Raw genomic sequence first — 14,617 nt, 5'->3', positions numbered from 1 at the left:
CCGCGCGCGGGGGCGGGGCGGGGGGCGGCGGGTCGCCGGCGCGCTGGCGCGCCGCCGCCTCGGCCAGCCGGGCGGCGCCGGCCTCGGTCGCGCCGTCCGGGATCGGGTCCATGCGCACCACCGTCTCGGTCGAGGCGAGCTGCCAGGAGGAGGGCGCCGGCGGCGGCAGCGGGCCGGTCGAGCCGTCCGGGATCGGGTCCATGCGCACGATCGGGCCGGGCGGAAGCTGTGCCACCTGGATGCCCGGATCCACCGCCTGGCGCTGCTCGCGCAGCGCGAGCATGGTGGCGCCGTCCATGCGCCGCGGCCCGGGCGGGATGTGCAGCGGGATCTCCGCCGCCGCGTACACCTCCGGCCTGGCGCGGCGGTTCGGGTGGTGGCCGAGGATGTTGGGGCCGATGCGGGCGACGTAGTTGCGCGTCTCCGCCGGCAGGCCGCGGCTGGACCAGAGATAGTCCTCGAGCCGCCGCGGCCCCGCGTTGTAGGCGGCAAGGAAGGCCGGCGAGCCGTAAAGCTCGTACATCTCGCGGATGTAGGCGGTGCCGGCCATGATGCTGTCATAGGGATGGTACGGGTCGTCGCCGAGCCCGTAGCGCGCCTGCAGCTCGCGGTAGGTGCCGGGCATGACCTGCATCAGGCCCATGGCGCCGGCGCGGCTGGTGACATGGGGGCGGCCGCCCGACTCCTGGCGCATCACCTCCCGGATCCACCGCTCCGGCACGTCGAAGCGGCGGGAGGCCTCGCGGATCCACGGCCCCCACGGGTCGTGCGGCGGGCCTGGCGGGTCGTAGCTGGCGGGGCGGTTGTAGGCGCCATGGGTGGCGATCCGCCCCCCCTGCTGCGCCGAGTCCCGCGTCGTGGTCTGGCTGCCGCAGGCGGCGAGCAAGGCGATCACGGAGAGGGCGAGCACCGGCCGCACCCCCCGTACGGCACGCCGCGCCCCCCCTTGGGCGCCGCCGCGCCTGGTCCAGTCTCCCTGGGGCATCCCCTTTCGCTCCTCGGGCCTGGGAAGACCGGGGGCCCATGGCACCATCGCCGGCCCCACCGTCCCCTCACGGTGCGGACCGGCCGCCGCGAACCCCCGGCGGACGAAGGCTCGTCCTGGGACCGACACCGGTACACGCAGGCGACGATGCAAGGCAAGACCGACTTGCCCTCGCAATCCTTTGTCCGTGATCCTGCTTGCCCATGGCGGCGGCGCCACACCCCTCCCGGGTCGCCGCCGGCTGCCCATCTGGGCTAGGATCACGCGTGCCTTTGCTACCGGAAGGATAAGCCATGCGCCTCCCGCCCCCCGGCCTCGCCCTTGCCCTGGTCGCAGCCCTCGGCCTCGCCGCCTGCGCCCCCACCGCCGCCAACACCACCTACACCGCCGCCGGCATCGGCCAGGCGGCGCAGGTCCGCTACGGCACCATCGTCGGCATGCGGCCGGTGCAGATCGCGGGCAGCCAGACCGGGATCGGCGCCGCCACCGGCGGTGTCGCCGGCGGGCTGATCGGCAGCACCATCGGCGGAGACTGGCGCGCCCGCACCCTGGCGGGCGTGGGTGGCGCGCTGCTCGGCGCCGGCGCCGGCACGCTGGTCGAGCGCGGCGTCACCCAGGGCCAGGCGGTGGAGTTCACCATCCGCCCCGATGGCGGCGGGCCCGACTTCACCGTGGTGCAGACCAACGAGCTCGGCCTGCAGCCCGGCGAGCGGGTCGCCGTCTCCTTCGGCGACCGGGTGCGCCTGAACCGTGTCGCGCCCGGCGGCTACGTGCCGCCCGGCTACGTGCCGCCGGCCGGCCACATGGTGCCCGGCGCCGTGCGCTACTGAGGCCCGCGCCCGCCGTGCTGGCCGCGGCCGGGACGGCGGGCTATAGGCGCCCCATGCTCGCCCCGCCCTCGACCGTCCCGGCCGCCTCGCCGCTCTATGTCTGCGACGCCACGCAGCCGCGGCGGCTCGAGCGCGCCCTGCAGGATCTCGGCGGCGGCTTCCGGCGCTGGCGGCTGGCCGCGGCGCTCGCCTGGCTCGACATCCGCAACCGCTACCGCGGCTCGGTCCTCGGCCCGATCTGGCTGACGCTCTCCACCGCCGTCATGGTGTTCGCGCTCGGCCTGCTCTACTCCTCGCTGTTCCAGCTCAGCCTGGCGGAATACCTGCCTTGGCTCGCCGTCAGCCTGATCATCTGGAACATGATCGCGCAGACGGTGAACGACGCCTGCACCACCTTCACCGGCGCCGAGGGCATCATCCGGCAGATGCCGCTGCCCTACACCATCCACGTGCTGCGCATGGTGCTGCGCAACGCGCTCACCGCCGCGCACAGCCTGCCACTGGCTTTGCTGGTGCTGCTGCTGTTCGGCGCCATGCCGGGCTGGGAGGCGCTGCTGGCGCTGCCCGGCCTCGTCGTGGTGGCGGTGAACGCCATCGCGGTCGGGATCTTCCTCGGCATGGTGTGCGCCCGCTTCCGCGACATCGGCCCGATCGTCGCCAGCGTGATGCAGCTCGCCTTCTTCCTCTCCCCGGTGCTGTGGAAGCCCGAGCTGCTGGGCGAGCGGCAGGTCTGGCTGCCGCTCAACCCCTTCTACGTGCTGATGGAGGTGGTGCGCGGCCCGCTGCTCTCCGGCGGGGCGGCGCCGGTGGTCTGGGCCTCCGCCCTGCTCTGGACCGGCGCGGCCTGCGCCGCCGCCCTGGCCTTCTTCGTGCGCTTCCGCGGGCGCATCGCCTTCTGGATCTGAGCCGATGCCCCACATCCGCGCCGAGGGACTCGCCATCGAGTTCCCGCTCTACCATCTCGGGGCGCGCTCGCTGAAGAAGCGGCTGCTCGCCCACACCCCGCTCCGGCTGCGCCAGGACGCCTCCAACCGCGTGGTGGTGGCGGCGCTGCGCGACCTCACCTTCTCCATCGGGCCGGGGGAGCGGGTGGCGCTGGTCGGCCACAACGGGGCGGGCAAGACCACCCTGCTGCGCACCCTGGCCGGGGTCTACGAGCCGGTGGGCGGGCGGCTCGAGGTGCAGGGCACCATCGGCTCGCTGATCGACCCCGCCGCCGGCATGGACCAGGAATGCACGGGGCGGGAGAACATCCTGCTGCGCGGCCTCTACCGCGGCCTGGACCGGCAGCAGAGCGCCGCCCTGGCCGAGGAGGTCGGCGGCTTCGCCGGCCTTGGCGAGTTCCTGGACGTGCCGGTGCGCACCTATTCCGCCGGGATGCAGATACGCCTCTCCTTCGCCATGGCCACGGTGATGGCGCCCGAGGTGCTGCTGATGGACGAGTGGTTCCTCGCCGGCGACGCCGACTTCATGGAGCGGGCCACGCGGCGGCTGGAGCGCCTGGTCGCCGACGCCGACATCCTGGTGCTCGCCACCCACGACATGTCGATCGTGCGCGCCTGGTGCACGCGGGTGATCCGCCTCGACGCCGGGCGGATCGTCGCCGACGGGCCGGTCGCCGAGGTGCTGGAGCCGGCCCCCGCCGCCTGAGCGGCCGGCCGTTGCGCGCCCGGCCTGTTGATCGGAACCGGGGCGAAAGATACGGTGTTAAGGGGCCAGCGACTCAGGAGGACCCCAACCATGCGCAAGACCACGCTCAGCCTGTTCGCGGTGGCGGCCCTGGCGCTCGGCGGCTGCGGCTACACCACCGGTGACCGCGCCGTGTCGGGCGGCCTGATCGGCGCCGGCGCCGGCGCCGGCATCGGCGCGCTCACCGGCGGCAGCCCGGCCACCGGCGCCCTGATCGGCGGCGCCGCCGGCGCCGCGGGCGGCGCCCTGACCAGCCCGCGCGACGTCCAGCTCGGCCGGCCGGTCTGGCGCTGAGGCGGATCGCCCCGGCCGCAAGGCGCGGGGCGGGAGCCGTTGCCTCGGACCGCGGCAGCGGCTCCGGGGCACCGGGATCCGCGCGGCCTTGGAGCGGATTGCGGACGGCTGGAAGCAGCCGGAAGCGTGATCTGCTCCACGACCTTTGAACCAGAGCTGTTTCCGCATCCACAGCCGAGTGGAAGCAGCTCCAGGAGCGTGCGCGTCCGGCGCCTCCCCCTTGGCCTGACCGGCTTCAGCGCCCCAGCAGCCCCGCCACATAGCCCGCCAGCCAGGGCTGGCGGGCACGGCGGGTACGCGCGGCGTGCAGGATGGCGCGCAGCGCGGCCAGGGTGGCGTCGAAATCCTCGTTGACCAGCACGTGGTCGAACTCGTCCCAGTGCGCGATCTCCTCGCGCGCGGCGGCAAGACGGCGGGCGATCTCGGCCTCGGAATCCTGGCCGCGGGCGCGCAGGCGCCGTTCCAGCTCCGCCATGCTCGGCGGCAGCAGGAACACCCCCACCACATCCTCCGGCAGGCTGGCCTTGAGCTGGCGATGGCCCTGCCACTCGATGTCGAACAGCACGTCCCGCCCGGCGGCCAGCGCCGCCTCCACCGGCGCGCGCGGCGTGCCGTAGGCGCGGCCGAGGAAGCGGGCGTGTTCGAGGAACGCGCCCGCGGCCACCATGGCCTCGAACTCCGCCGGGCTGCGGAAGAAGTAGTGCACCCCCTCCTGCTCGCCCGGCCGCGGCGGACGGGTGGTGGCGCTGACGGAGAGGGAGAGTTCCGGCTCCACCCCGAGCAGGGCGCGGGAGAGGCTGGTCTTGCCTGCGCCGGGCGGGGCCGCCAGCACCAGGCACAGCCCGCGTCGCGCCATGCCCTGGGCGCCGCTCATTCGAGGTTCGCCGCCTGCTCGCGCAGCCGCTCGATCGCCGCCTTGAGGTCGAGGCCGATCCGCGTCAGCGGCACGGAGGCCGACTTGCTGCACAGCGTGTTCGCCTCCCGCACGAATTCCTGCACCAGGAAATCGAGCTTCCGCCCCGCCCCCTCGCCGGCCGCGAGCAGCGCCCGCGCCGCCTCGATGTGCGCGGCCAGCCGGTCCAGCTCCTCCCGCACGTCGGAGCGGCTGGCGAGCAGCGCCACCTCCTGCGCCAGCCGCTCCTCCGGCACGCGGGCGGCGCCGTTCTCGCCGAGCAGGGCGGCGAGCTGTTCCAGGAAGCGGGCGCGCTGCGCCTCCGGCTGGCCGGCAGCCTCGGCCGCGGCGGCCTCGCGCAGCACCGCGATCTCGTCGAGCAGCCCGGCGACGATGGCGGCGAGCTTCGCCCCCTCGGCGCGCCGGGCGGCGAGCAGCCCCTCGAGCGCCCGCCCATAGGCCTCCGCCAGGGCGGCGCGGCGCGCCTCCTCCGCCGCCTCGTCCGGCTCCGCGGCCTCGGCGCGCAGCACGCCGGGCAGCGCGAGCAGCGCCTCGGGGCGTGGCGGCGGGGCGCCGGGGATGCGGGCGGCGAGGTCGAGCGCGAGCCGGAGCGCCTGCTCCAGCGCCGCCGGGTCGGGCAGGAGGCGCGGCCGCTCCTCCCGCCGCAGCGCCAGGGTGGCGGAGACGTTGCCGCGCCGCAGGCGCCGCGCCGTCGCCTCGCGCAGCGCCGGCTCCAGCGCGTCGAGGCCGGCCGGCAGGCGCAGGCGGAGATCGAGGCCACGCCCATTGACGCTGCGCAGCTCCCAGACGAAGGCGGTGCCGTCCGGCAGGGTGCCGCTCTCGCGGGCGAAGCCGGTCATGCTGCTGAGGGTGGTCATGCGGGGGGCCTTGTCCTCCCCGGAAGCGCGGAGTGCAAGCCATGAGCGACGGGCGGGGCTGGCCCTGGCGGCATGTGCTGGTCACGGGGGCCTCCTCCGGCTTCGGCCGGGCGCTGGCGCTGGCCTGCGCGGCGCCCGGGGCGGTGCTGCACCTCTCGGGCCGCGACGCCGCCCGCCTCGCCGCCACCGCCGAGGCCTGCCGCGCCGCGGGGGCGGCGGTGACGGAGCGGGTGCTCGAGGTGCGCGACGCGACGGCGATGGCGGCATGGATCGGCGGCGCCGGGCGGCTCGACCTCGTCCTCGCCAATGCCGGCGTCTCGGGCGGCACGGGCGGGGCCACCGAGCCCGCCGCCCAGGCCCGCGCCATCTTCGAGACCAACGTGACGGGCGTGCTGAACACCGCCCTGCCGGCGCTGGCGGCGATGGCGGCGCAGGCGCCCGGCCCGAACGGGCTGCGCGGGCGGATCGCCGTCATCGCCTCCCTCGCCGCCTTCGTCGCCGCTCCCGGCGCGCCGGCCTACTGCGCCTCCAAGGCCGCGGTACAGCGCTGGGCCGAGGCGCTGGACGCGGCCGAGCGCGCCCGCGGCATCCGCCTTCATGCCGTCTGCCCCGGCTACATCCGCACGCCGATGACGGCGCAAAACGCCTTCCCCATGCCCTTTCTGATGGACCCGGAGGCGGCCGCCCGCGCCGCCCTCGCCGGCATCGCCCGCGGGCGGGTGCGGGTGGCCTATCCGCTGCCCCTCTACCTTGCCGCGCGCCTCGCCGGCGCGCTGCCGCCGGGGCTGCGGGCGATGCTGTTCCGCCGCCTGCCCGCCAAGGCCGCCGATCCCGCGCTCGGCTGACCCGCCCTTGGCCGCCGCCGCCCCGCCCCCACCTCAGCCTTCTCGATCAGGCACCGGAGGCAGGCCTTGGGGGGAGTGGCGCTCGCGCTCAGGCTGGCGCGGCGGGAGATGCGGGGCGGGCTGCGCGCGCTCCGCCTGGTGCTCGCCTGCCTCGCGCTCGGCGTCGCCGCCATCGCCGCGGTCGGCACGCTGCGCGCCGGCATCGAGGCCGGGCTGCGGGCGGAGGGGGCGCGGCTGCTCGGCGGCGATGTCGAGATCCGTACCGGCGCCCGCCCGCCGCCCGAGGCGCTCCGTGCCTGGATCGCGGCGCGTGGCGGCGCGGCGTCGCAGGCGGTGACGCTGCGCGCCATGCTCGTCGCCCCCTCGGCCGAGCGGATGCTGGTGGAGCTGAAGGCGGTGGACGGCGCCTACCCGCTTTACGGCGCGCTGCGCCTCGACCCGCCCGGGTCCCTGCCCCGGGGTGCGGTGGCGCTCGATCCGCTGGTGGCGGAGCGGCTTGGCCTCGCCCCGGGCGCGGTGGTGCGGATCGGCGAGGCGCGCCTCGTCGTGGCCGGCACGGTGGCGGAGGAGCCGGACAAGGTCGCCACCCCCGCCCTGTTCGGCCCGCGCGCCCTGATCGGCCTCGCCGACCTGCCGGCGACCGGGCTGGTCCTGCCCGGCAGCCTGGTGCAGCACGACCTGCGCGTGCGCCTGCCGCCGGGCGCCGACCCGCACGGCTTCGCCGCCGCGCTGCGCGCCGCCTTCCCTGGCGAGGGCTGGCGGGTGCGCACGCCCGAGGCGGCCGCCCCCGGGGTGGACCGCTTCCTCGACCGCACCGCCTCCTTCCTGACGCTGGCGGGGCTGACGGCGCTGCTGGTGGGGGGTATCGGCGTCGCCACCGGGGTGCGCGCCTGGCTGGAGGCGCGGGCGCGCTCCATCGCCACGCTGCGTTGCCTCGGCGCCGCCTCGAGGACCATCTTCGCCACCTATCTGGCGCAGGTGCTGGCGCTGGCGGGCCTCGGCATCCTGATCGGCCTCGGCGCGGGCTTCCTCCTGGCCTGGGCGGCGGCGCAGCTCCTGGAAGGGGCGCTGCCGGTGCCGCCGCGCCTCGCCCCCTATCCGCTGCCGCTGACCCTGGCCGGGCTCTACGGGCTGCTGACCGCGCTCGCCTTCACCCTCTGGCCGCTGGGGCGGGCGGCGCGCATTCCCGGCGCGGCGCTGTTCCGCGACGCGGTGCAGCCGGCCGCCGCCCGCCCCGCCTGGCCGGTGCTGGCGGCCAACGCCGCCGTAGCGGCGGCGCTGGTCGCGCTCGTCGTCGGCACCGCCGAGGAGCCGCGCTTCGCCGCCTGGTTCTGCGCCGGCGCGGCGGCGGCGCTGCTCGCCTTCCGCCTCGGCGCCGCGGCGCTGATGGCGCTGGCCCGCGCCCTGTCCGGCCGGCGGCGGCCGGCGCTCAGGCTCGGCCTCGCCAACCTGCACCGGCCGGGGGCGCCGACGCCGGCGCTGGTGGTCGCGCTCGGCGCCGGGCTGGCCACGCTCGCCGCCATCGCCCAGATCGAGGGCAATCTGCGCCGCCACCTCGCCGAGGAGATGGCGGCGGAGGCGCCCAATTTCTTCTTCATCGACATCCAGTCCGAGCAGGCGGCGCGCTTCGACGCGCTGGCGGCGGCCCTGCCCGGGGTGGAGGAGGTGCGCCGCGTCCCCTCCCTGCGTGCCCGGGTGGTGGCCATCGCCGGGGTGCCGGTGGAGCGCGCGCAGGTGGCGCCGGAGACGCGCTGGGCGCTGACCGGCGACCGCGGCCTCACCTACGCCGCCCGCCCGCCGGCGGGCACGCGGATCGTCGCCGGGCAGTGGTGGCCGGAGGACTATCGCGGCCCGCCGCTGCTCTCCTTCGACGCGGCGATCGCCGAGGGCTGGGGGGTGGGCCTCGGCGACGTCATCACGGTGAACGTGCTCGGCCGCGACATCGACCTCACCATCGCCAACCTGCGGCGGGTGGAGTGGCGGGGACTCGGCATCAACTTCGTCATGGTCGCCTCGCCCGGGCTGCTGGAGGCGGCGCCGCACACCCACATCGCCACGGTGCGCGGCGACCCGGCGCAGGACGCGGCGGTGCTGCGCGCGGTGACCGACGCCTTCCCCAACGTCTCCGGTGTTCGGGTGCGGGACGCGCTGGAGGGGGTGGCGGCGCTGCTCGGGCGGATCGGCACCGCGCTCTCCGCCACCGGCGGCGTCACCCTGCTGGCCGGGGCGCTGGTGCTGGCCGGGGCGGTGGCGGCGGGGCAGCGGCAGCGGGTGCGCGACGCGGTGATCCTCAAGACCGTCGGCGCCACCTCCGGCCAGATCCGCGCCGCCTGGCTGGTGGAGTTCGCGCTGATCGGGCTGGTGGCCGGCACGCTGGCGGCGCTGGCCGGCAGCGCCGCCGCCTGGGCGGTGGTGCGCTTCGTGATGCGGGCCGAGTGGGTGCCGCTGCCGGGGACGCTGCTCGCCACCATCCTCGGCTGCGCGGCGCTGACGCTGGCCTCGGGGCTCGCGGGCACGGCGCTGGCGCTGCGTGCCAGGGCGGGGCCGCTGCTGCGCAACGAATGAGGCGGTAGCGTCTTCGTTTTGCCGGTGCGGCGGCGGGGATGGCACCCTATATTGCGGTCATCCCCATCGCGCAGGGGGCGGCGGGCTGCGGATCCCCCATTGATCCGCATTACCATCCGTCCATATTGTGCGGCCGCGGGGAATGATCCCCCTCTGGGAGGCTTGAGACACCAATGGCCCTTCGTCCCGACTATCGATACACGACGGGTGCGCCTGGCTGGGGTCGAGTGGCGACCGCCGACGCGGCCGCCGTCGATGCCGGGCTCCGGGCGTACATGCTCCGGGTCTACAACTGGATGGCCTCGGGGCTGCTGCTGACCGGGATCGTGGCGTATTTCGTCGCCAACACGCCCGAGCTGCAGGCGCTGTTCTACCAGCGCGTCATGACCCCGCGCGGCGCCGCGGTGCAGCCGACGATCCTGGCCTACATCGCCATGTTCTCGCCGCTGGCCTTCATCCTGGTGCTGAGCTTCGGCATCAACAAGCTGTCGAAGACCACGGCGCAGGCGCTGTTCTGGGCCTTCGCGGCGGTGATGGGGCTCAGCATCTCGCACATCTTCCTCACCTTCACCGGCGCCTCGATCGCCCGCACCTTCTTCGTCGCGGCGGCGATGTTCGGCGCGATGAGCCTCTACGGCTACACCACGAAGGCCGACCTGACGAAGATGGGCAGCTTCATGATGATGGGCCTGATCGGCATCATCATCGCGATGATCGTGAACATCTTCGTCGGCTCGACGGCGCTGCAGTTCGCGATCAGCGTCATCGGCGTGATCGTCTTCCTCGGCCTGACCGCCTGGGACACCCAGCGCATCAAGGCCGACTACATCGAGCACGCCTATGAGGAGGGCACGGAGCTCGCCGGCAAGCGCAGCGTGATGGACGCGCTCGCCCTCTACCTGAACTTCATCAACCTGTTCATGCTGCTGCTGCAGTTCATGGGCGTCCGCCAGCAGGACTGAGCCGTCGGACGGGTGCCGGCGGGTCCGGGCGGACCAGGGACGGCCCCGGGGGGAGACCTCCGGGGCCTTTTCCTTGACCGGGACGCCGCCCGCCGGAAGGCTGCCGGCATGGCGGCGGGACAGCACCGGCACCATCCCGACTCCAGCGGGCACCATCACGGCCCGGCGCCGGAGGAGCGCGGCTTCCTCCCCGCCGTCGCCATCAACCTCGGCTTCGTCCTGCTCGAGGCGGTGGCGGGGCTGATCGCCGGCTCGGTCGCCCTGCTCGCCGATGCCGGCCACAACCTGTCGGACGTGCTGGGGCTGCTGCTCGCCTGGGGCGCGGCGCGTCTGGCGCGCCGCCCGCCGAGCCCGCGGCGCACCTATGGCTGGCAGCGCGGCACCATCCTCGCCGCGCTCGCCAACGCCATGCTGCTGCTGGTGGCGGTGGGCGCCATCGGCCTCGAATCCATCCGCCGGCTGATCGAGCCCGCGCCGATTGCCACCGGCTGGATGCTGTGGGTGGCGGCGGCGGGGGTGGCGGTGAACACCGGCACCGCGCTGCTCTTCCTGCGCGGTCGGCACGCCGACCTGAACCGCAAGGGCGCCTTCCTGCACCTCGCGGCGGATGCCGTCGTGTCGCTCGGGGTGGTGCTGGGCGCGCTGCTGATCCTCGCCACCGGCTGGCTCTGGGTGGACCCGCTGCTCGGCCTGCTGATCGCGGTGGTGATCCTGGCCGGCACCTGGGGGCTGCTGCGGGAGTCGCTCGCCCTCGCCATGGATGCCGTGCCGCCCGGAACCGACCTGGAGGCGGTGCGGGCGTTCCTGCTCTCCCTGCCCGGAGTCGCCTCGGTGCACGACCTGCACATCTGGCCGCTCGGCACCACGCGCACGGCGCTGACCGCGCATCTGGTCCGGCCCGGGGCGGGGCCGGAGGATGGTTTCCTTGCCGCCGCCGCCGCAGCGCTGCGGGAGCGCTTCGGCATCGGCCATGTCACGCTGCAGGTGGAGGCGGGCGACCCCGCCCACCCCTGCCCGCTGGCGCCGCGCGCAGAGGGCGCCGCCTGTGGCGGTCAGATCACCTGGTAGCGGGCCTTCGCCGCCCGCTCGATGGCGCCGGCGACCAGCCGGTCGAGGTCCATGGCGATGCGGAACTCCTGCAGGAATTGCAGCTCCTCCTGCGTCGCCTCGCCATCCGCCGCCGCCACCTCGCAGGCCAGCAGATAGGCGGTCTCGCGCAGGCGCGGCGGCAGCGCCTCGCGGATCAGGGCGCAGGCCTGGTCGAGCCCGTCGGCCTGGTCGAGCAGCCGGAGGCAGGTCTCGGTGACGACGCCGATCTCGGCCGGGTGGAACTCCGCGAAGGCCGGCAGCTCCTGCACCAGCCGCGCCATCATGGCGAGCTCGGCATCGGTCATCTGGCGGTCGGCGACGCTCATCAGCACCATGGCGCAGACCAGCGCCTCCTGGGGGTTGAAACGGGTCCTGGCCATGGGGTGGCGCTCCTTGCCGCCGCCCGCGTGGTCGCGCGGCGTGAGGGGGGCGTCAAGGCAAGCCCGCGTTAGGGCGGATCCCGTTCGGGTGGCCTCGCCCGAACGGCTGAAGATGACCGCACAGCGAAGGACCGGAGCATGTGCCGCGCGCGGGGCGAAGGGAAAACGCCCTGGCGCCCGGTCCGCGGCGGCGGCCCCGCCGGAGCGGCGGATCGGCCGCCCGGCAAGGACCGGAAGCGCAATCCGCCCTCAGGCCGCCGCGGCGCGCGGCCCCGCGCCGGCCGGGCGCGCCGGGTACAGCGCCCAGGCCCCGGCGCCGAGGCCCGCCTGCACCAGCAGCGCCACCGTCCAGAAGGCGGGGAACTCCCAGCCGCCGCCGGGCGCGCTGAACAGCCAGCCCGCCGGCAGGTGCTGGAGCGTGGCGCCGAGCAGCACGGGCACNGGCAGGTGCTGGAGCGTGGCGCCGAGCAGCACGGGCACCAGCGCGAGGCTCACCCAGCGCACCCACAGCCCGGCGATCAGCGCCAGGCCGCCGAGGATCTCGGCGAAGGCCACCGCCGCGCCGAGCAGCGGCGGGTAGCCGATGGAGCCGAAGAACTGCATCGTCCCCGCCAGCCCGAAGGTGCCGAGCTTCAGCAGCCCGCCATGGGCGAGGAACAGGACGCCCAGCGCCACGCGCAGCAGCGCCGCGGCGTAAGGGGTGGTGGCCTTCTCGTCGAACATCGCATGCATCCTTGCATCTTCCCTGCATCGCGGCCCGTGCCGCGCCGGGGCACAGGATGGCGGGGCGGCGGCGGCGCTTCCAACGCGGCGTGGGAACGACGATCATCACCGCGCCGGATGACGGGGGCGGCGCGCGTGGCGGATCTCGGCAGCCTCGACCTCAACCTGCTCCGCGTCTTCGACGCCGTGGCGCGGGAGCGGCACGTGACTCGCGCGGCGGAGCGGCTCGGCCTGTCCCAGCCGGCCGTCTCCAGCGCCCTCGCCCGGCTGCGCCAGGCGCTCGGCGACGAGCTGTTCCTGCGCCGCCCCGGCGGGGTGGAGCCGACGGCGCTCGCCCTCTCCCTCGCCGGGCCGGTGGCCGAGGCGCTGGACCGCCTCGGCGCCGCCCTGGCCGCCCATGCGCCCTTCGATCCCGCGACCAGTACGGCGGTGTTCCAGGTCGCCTTCTCGGAATACGCCGAGGCGGTGCTGGCTCCGCCGCTGCTCGAACGCCTGGCGCGGGAGGCGCCGCGCTGCCTGCTGGCGATCCGCCACGCCGACCGCACCAATTGGGAGGCGCTGCTCTCCTCCGGCGCGGCGACGCTCGCCGTCGCCGTGCTGCCCGAGCCGCCGGCGCTCTACACCCGGCTGCGCCTGCTGCCCGAGGCCTTCTGCACGCTGATGCGCCCCGGCCACCCCCTGGCGGAGGGGGCGCTGACGGTGGAGCGCTTCGTCTCGGTGCCCCACCTTCTGCACTCGCCGAACGGCTCGCGCGAGGGCGCCCTCGACCCGGCGCTGGCCGAGGCCGGGCACCCCCGCCGGCTCGGCGCGGTGGTGGCGCATCTCGCGGCGGTGCCGGAGATCCTGCGGCGCACCGACATGGTCATCACCCTCTCGGCGCGGCTGGCGCGGCAGATGGCGGCGGCGCACGGCCTCCTCTGCCGCGATCCGCCGTTGGCGGTGCGCCATACCCGCCTGTCGCTGGTGTTCCACCGCCGCTTCGAGGCCGATGCCGCGCATGCCTGGCTGCGCCGCCTCATCCTCGCCCTGGCGCGGGAGGTGCCGGCGGCGGGCTGAGGGGGCAACCGGCAGCCCGCCGCGCCGTTCCCTCCCCGACCCATCGGGAGCGGAGGACGAGGATGGTCGAGACCCGCAGCGACGCCGAGGCCCAGCGCAAGGTCCTGGAGATGATCCGCGGCATCGAGGTCGCGATGATGGTGACCATGGACGAGGAGGGCCGCTTCCGCGGCCGGCCGATGCGCGCCGCGCAGGCCGAGTTCGACGGCGCCCTCTGGTTCTTCACCCGCGCCACCAGCCCCGTGGCGCTCGAGGTGTCGCAGGACGACCGGGTGCTGCTCGCCTACAGCGACCCGCGCCGGCAGGACTACGTCTCCGTCTTCGGCTCGGCCGAGCTGGTGCGCGACCGGGAGAAGCAGAAGGCGCTGTGGTCCGAGCCGCTGCGCACCTGGTTTCCCGGCGGCCCCGAGGACCACGACGTGGCGCTGGTGAAGGTGACGGTGAAGGGCGCGGAATACTGGGACGCCCCCTCCTCCACCCTGGTGCACGCCTTCGGCTATCTGAAGTCGGTGACCACCGGAGAGCCGCCCCACCCCGGCGCCAACGACAAGGTGGACTTCTCGAGGCGCACCGGCTGACGGCGGCCGGGGATCAGGCGGCGTCCCGGCCCGGGGCGCGGAGGTCGGCGGCCTCCCGCGCCGCGAGGGGCCGGGCGCGCAGCATCAGCCACAGGCCCGCCGCCACCATCGGCACCGACAGCACCTGCCCCATGGTCACGCCGCCGGGCAGGAAGCCGAGATGCGCGTCGGGCTGGCGGAACATCTCTCCGATGATGCGCGCTACGCCGTAGCCGGCGAGGAAGGCGCCGCTCAGGAAGCCGCGGCGGGCGCGCAGCGCCGGGCGCGAGGCCAGCCAGAGCAGCAGCGCGAGCAGCACCGCGCCTTCCAGGAAGGCCTGGTAGAGCTGGCTCGGGTGCCGCGGCAGCGGGCCGGCGCCGGGGAAGACCATGCCCCAGGGCACCTCCGTCACCCGCCCCCACAGCTCGCCGTTGATGAAATTCGCGAGCCGCCCGAGCAGCAGGCCGACCGGCACCACCGGCGCCACGCGGTCCGCGAAGGCGACTGGGTCGAGCCCGCGGCGGCGGCAGAACAGCCAGGCCGCCAGGATCACGCCGAGCGCGCCGCCATGGAAGCTCATGCCGCCCTGCCAGACCGCCGGTATCTCCAGCGGGTTGTGCAGGTAGTGCAGCGGCCGGTAGAGCAGCACGTAGCCGAGTCGCCCGCCGAGGATGATGCCGAGCGTCGCCCAGGTGACGAAGTCGTCCACCTGCGCGCGCGTCGCCACCGCCGGGGGAAGCGCCGCCAGCCGCCGCGCCCCCCACCAGCCGAGCACGATGCCGGCGATGTAGGCCAGCGCGTACCAGCGGATGGCGAAGGGCCCGATCTCGACCAGGACCGGATCCAGCGCCGGGAAGGGCAGCGCCAGCACG

At 75.3% G+C, this 14,617-nt stretch carries 16 protein-coding genes; 10 read left to right on the top strand and 6 right to left on the bottom strand.

Features of this window, described 5'->3' with window-relative positions:
* Nucleotides 1-985: lytic transglycosylase domain-containing protein (locus ET526_RS15445; protein WP_135468588.1), on the bottom strand; the 985-nt coding region annotated here is incomplete at its 3' end.
* Between the two features lie 293 nt (nucleotides 986-1,278).
* Between ET526_RS15445 and ET526_RS15440 the strand changes: the two genes are divergently transcribed.
* The 4 genes from ET526_RS15440 to ET526_RS15425 all read left to right on the top strand — a co-directional run bounded on the left by ET526_RS15440 (nucleotide 1,279) and on the right by ET526_RS15425 (nucleotide 3,798).
* Nucleotides 1,279-1,815, top strand: a complete 537-nt coding sequence (locus ET526_RS15440; RefSeq protein ID WP_240048425.1) for a glycine zipper 2TM domain-containing protein — start codon at nucleotides 1,279-1,281, stop codon at nucleotides 1,813-1,815.
* Nucleotides 1,816-1,868: 53 nt separating this feature from the next.
* Nucleotides 1,869-2,720, top strand: a complete 852-nt coding sequence (locus ET526_RS15435) for an ABC transporter permease (RefSeq protein ID WP_135468587.1) — start codon at nucleotides 1,869-1,871, stop codon at nucleotides 2,718-2,720.
* A 4-nt stretch (nucleotides 2,721-2,724) separates the two neighbouring features.
* Nucleotides 2,725-3,465 (top strand): ABC transporter ATP-binding protein, encoded by a 741-nt coding sequence (locus ET526_RS15430; RefSeq protein ID WP_135468586.1) that lies wholly within the window; start codon nucleotides 2,725-2,727, stop codon nucleotides 3,463-3,465.
* A gap of 90 nt (nucleotides 3,466-3,555) precedes the next feature.
* Nucleotides 3,556-3,798: a YMGG-like glycine zipper-containing protein gene (locus ET526_RS15425; protein WP_135468585.1), complete on the top strand. Its 243-nt coding sequence runs from the start codon at nucleotides 3,556-3,558 to the stop codon at nucleotides 3,796-3,798.
* A gap of 235 nt (nucleotides 3,799-4,033) precedes the next feature.
* Here ET526_RS15425 and gmk read toward each other — a convergent pair whose 3' ends face one another.
* Both gmk and ET526_RS15415 read right to left on the bottom strand, forming a co-directional pair.
* Nucleotides 4,034-4,672 (bottom strand): guanylate kinase, encoded by a 639-nt coding sequence (gmk, locus tag ET526_RS15420; RefSeq protein WP_135468584.1) that lies wholly within the window; start codon nucleotides 4,670-4,672, stop codon nucleotides 4,034-4,036.
* Complete coding sequence (locus ET526_RS15415; protein WP_240048424.1) at nucleotides 4,669-5,568, bottom strand: YicC/YloC family endoribonuclease; 900 nt, start codon at nucleotides 5,566-5,568, stop codon at nucleotides 4,669-4,671. The genes gmk and ET526_RS15415 overlap by 4 nt, the downstream gene beginning before the upstream one ends.
* Nucleotides 5,569-5,609: 41 nt before the next feature.
* Between ET526_RS15415 and ET526_RS15410 the strand changes: the two genes are divergently transcribed.
* The 4 genes from ET526_RS15410 (at nucleotide 5,610) to ET526_RS15395 (ending at nucleotide 11,008) form a co-directional block, all read left to right on the top strand.
* Nucleotides 5,610-6,413, top strand: a complete 804-nt coding sequence (locus ET526_RS15410; protein WP_135468583.1) for an SDR family NAD(P)-dependent oxidoreductase — start codon at nucleotides 5,610-5,612, stop codon at nucleotides 6,411-6,413.
* Between the two features lie 75 nt (nucleotides 6,414-6,488).
* Complete coding sequence (locus tag ET526_RS15405; protein ID WP_240048423.1) at nucleotides 6,489-8,978, top strand: ABC transporter permease; 2,490 nt, start codon at nucleotides 6,489-6,491, stop codon at nucleotides 8,976-8,978.
* A gap of 173 nt (nucleotides 8,979-9,151) precedes the next feature.
* Entirely contained in the window at nucleotides 9,152-9,940 is a 789-nt protein-coding gene (locus ET526_RS15400; RefSeq protein ID WP_135468582.1) for a Bax inhibitor-1/YccA family protein, read from the top strand.
* A 108-nt stretch (nucleotides 9,941-10,048) separates the two neighbouring features.
* Complete coding sequence (locus ET526_RS15395; RefSeq protein ID WP_135468581.1) at nucleotides 10,049-11,008, top strand: cation diffusion facilitator family transporter; 960 nt, start codon at nucleotides 10,049-10,051, stop codon at nucleotides 11,006-11,008.
* On the opposite strand, the gene ET526_RS15390 is transcribed toward ET526_RS15395, so the two are convergent.
* A complete protein-coding gene (locus ET526_RS15390; protein ID WP_135468580.1) occupies nucleotides 10,993-11,409 on the bottom strand; it encodes a tellurite resistance TerB family protein in 417 nt (138 codons plus the stop codon). The two genes, ET526_RS15395 and ET526_RS15390, sit on opposite strands and share 16 nt — an antisense overlap.
* A 249-nt stretch (nucleotides 11,410-11,658) precedes the next feature.
* Complete coding sequence (locus tag ET526_RS15385) at nucleotides 11,659-12,132, bottom strand: DoxX family protein (RefSeq protein WP_135468579.1); 474 nt, start codon at nucleotides 12,130-12,132, stop codon at nucleotides 11,659-11,661.
* Nucleotides 12,133-12,249: 117 nt separating this feature from the next.
* Between ET526_RS15385 and ET526_RS15380 the strand changes: the two genes are divergently transcribed.
* The gene (locus ET526_RS15380; protein WP_240048422.1) at nucleotides 12,250-13,188 is read left to right on the top strand and encodes a LysR family transcriptional regulator; all 939 of its coding nucleotides are present in this window, start codon (nucleotides 12,250-12,252) and stop codon (nucleotides 13,186-13,188) included.
* 62 nt (nucleotides 13,189-13,250) lie between these two features.
* Nucleotides 13,251-13,766: a pyridoxamine 5'-phosphate oxidase family protein gene (locus tag ET526_RS15375; protein WP_135468578.1), complete on the top strand. Its 516-nt coding sequence runs from the start codon at nucleotides 13,251-13,253 to the stop codon at nucleotides 13,764-13,766.
* 13 nt (nucleotides 13,767-13,779) lie between these two features.
* Here the strand turns inward: ET526_RS15375 and lgt are convergent, their stop codons facing one another.
* Entirely contained in the window at nucleotides 13,780-14,616 is an 837-nt protein-coding gene (gene lgt / locus ET526_RS15370; RefSeq protein ID WP_456305118.1) for a prolipoprotein diacylglyceryl transferase, read from the bottom strand.
* Nucleotide 14,617 lies beyond the last annotated feature (1 nt).

The sequence above is a fragment of the Crenalkalicoccus roseus genome (assembly GCF_004761865.1).
Taxonomy (GTDB): Bacteria; Pseudomonadota; Alphaproteobacteria; order Acetobacterales; family Acetobacteraceae; genus Crenalkalicoccus; species Crenalkalicoccus roseus.
The sequence above is the reverse complement of the archived record's forward strand: the minus strand, read 5'-3'. Positions and strand labels throughout refer to the sequence as shown.

What these genes read in the sequence shown, in the direction of transcription:
- ET526_RS15425 (WP_135468585.1), top strand. Translation starts at nt 3,556, where the DNA reads ATGCGCAAGACCACGCTCAGCCTGTTCGCGGTGGCGGCCCTGGCGCTC.
- ET526_RS15380 (WP_240048422.1), top strand. Translation starts at nt 12,250, where the DNA reads ATGACGGGGGCGGCGCGCGTGGCGGATCTCGGCAGCCTCGACCTCAAC.
- ET526_RS15395 (WP_135468581.1), top strand. Translation starts at nt 10,049, where the DNA reads ATGGCGGCGGGACAGCACCGGCACCATCCCGACTCCAGCGGGCACCAT.
- ET526_RS15400 (WP_135468582.1), top strand. Translation starts at nt 9,152, where the DNA reads ATGGCCCTTCGTCCCGACTATCGATACACGACGGGTGCGCCTGGCTGG.
- ET526_RS15375 (WP_135468578.1), top strand. Translation starts at nt 13,251, where the DNA reads ATGGTCGAGACCCGCAGCGACGCCGAGGCCCAGCGCAAGGTCCTGGAG.
- ET526_RS15415 (WP_240048424.1), bottom strand. Translation starts at nt 5,568, where the DNA reads ATGACCACCCTCAGCAGCATGACCGGCTTCGCCCGCGAGAGCGGCACC.
- ET526_RS15410 (WP_135468583.1), top strand. Translation starts at nt 5,610, where the DNA reads ATGAGCGACGGGCGGGGCTGGCCCTGGCGGCATGTGCTGGTCACGGGG.
- ET526_RS15390 (WP_135468580.1), bottom strand. Translation starts at nt 11,409, where the DNA reads ATGGCCAGGACCCGTTTCAACCCCCAGGAGGCGCTGGTCTGCGCCATG.
- ET526_RS15440 (WP_240048425.1), top strand. Translation starts at nt 1,279, where the DNA reads ATGCGCCTCCCGCCCCCCGGCCTCGCCCTTGCCCTGGTCGCAGCCCTC.
- ET526_RS15430 (WP_135468586.1), top strand. Translation starts at nt 2,725, where the DNA reads ATGCCCCACATCCGCGCCGAGGGACTCGCCATCGAGTTCCCGCTCTAC.
- ET526_RS15435 (WP_135468587.1), top strand. Translation starts at nt 1,869, where the DNA reads ATGCTCGCCCCGCCCTCGACCGTCCCGGCCGCCTCGCCGCTCTATGTC.
- gmk (WP_135468584.1), bottom strand. Translation starts at nt 4,672, where the DNA reads ATGAGCGGCGCCCAGGGCATGGCGCGACGCGGGCTGTGCCTGGTGCTG.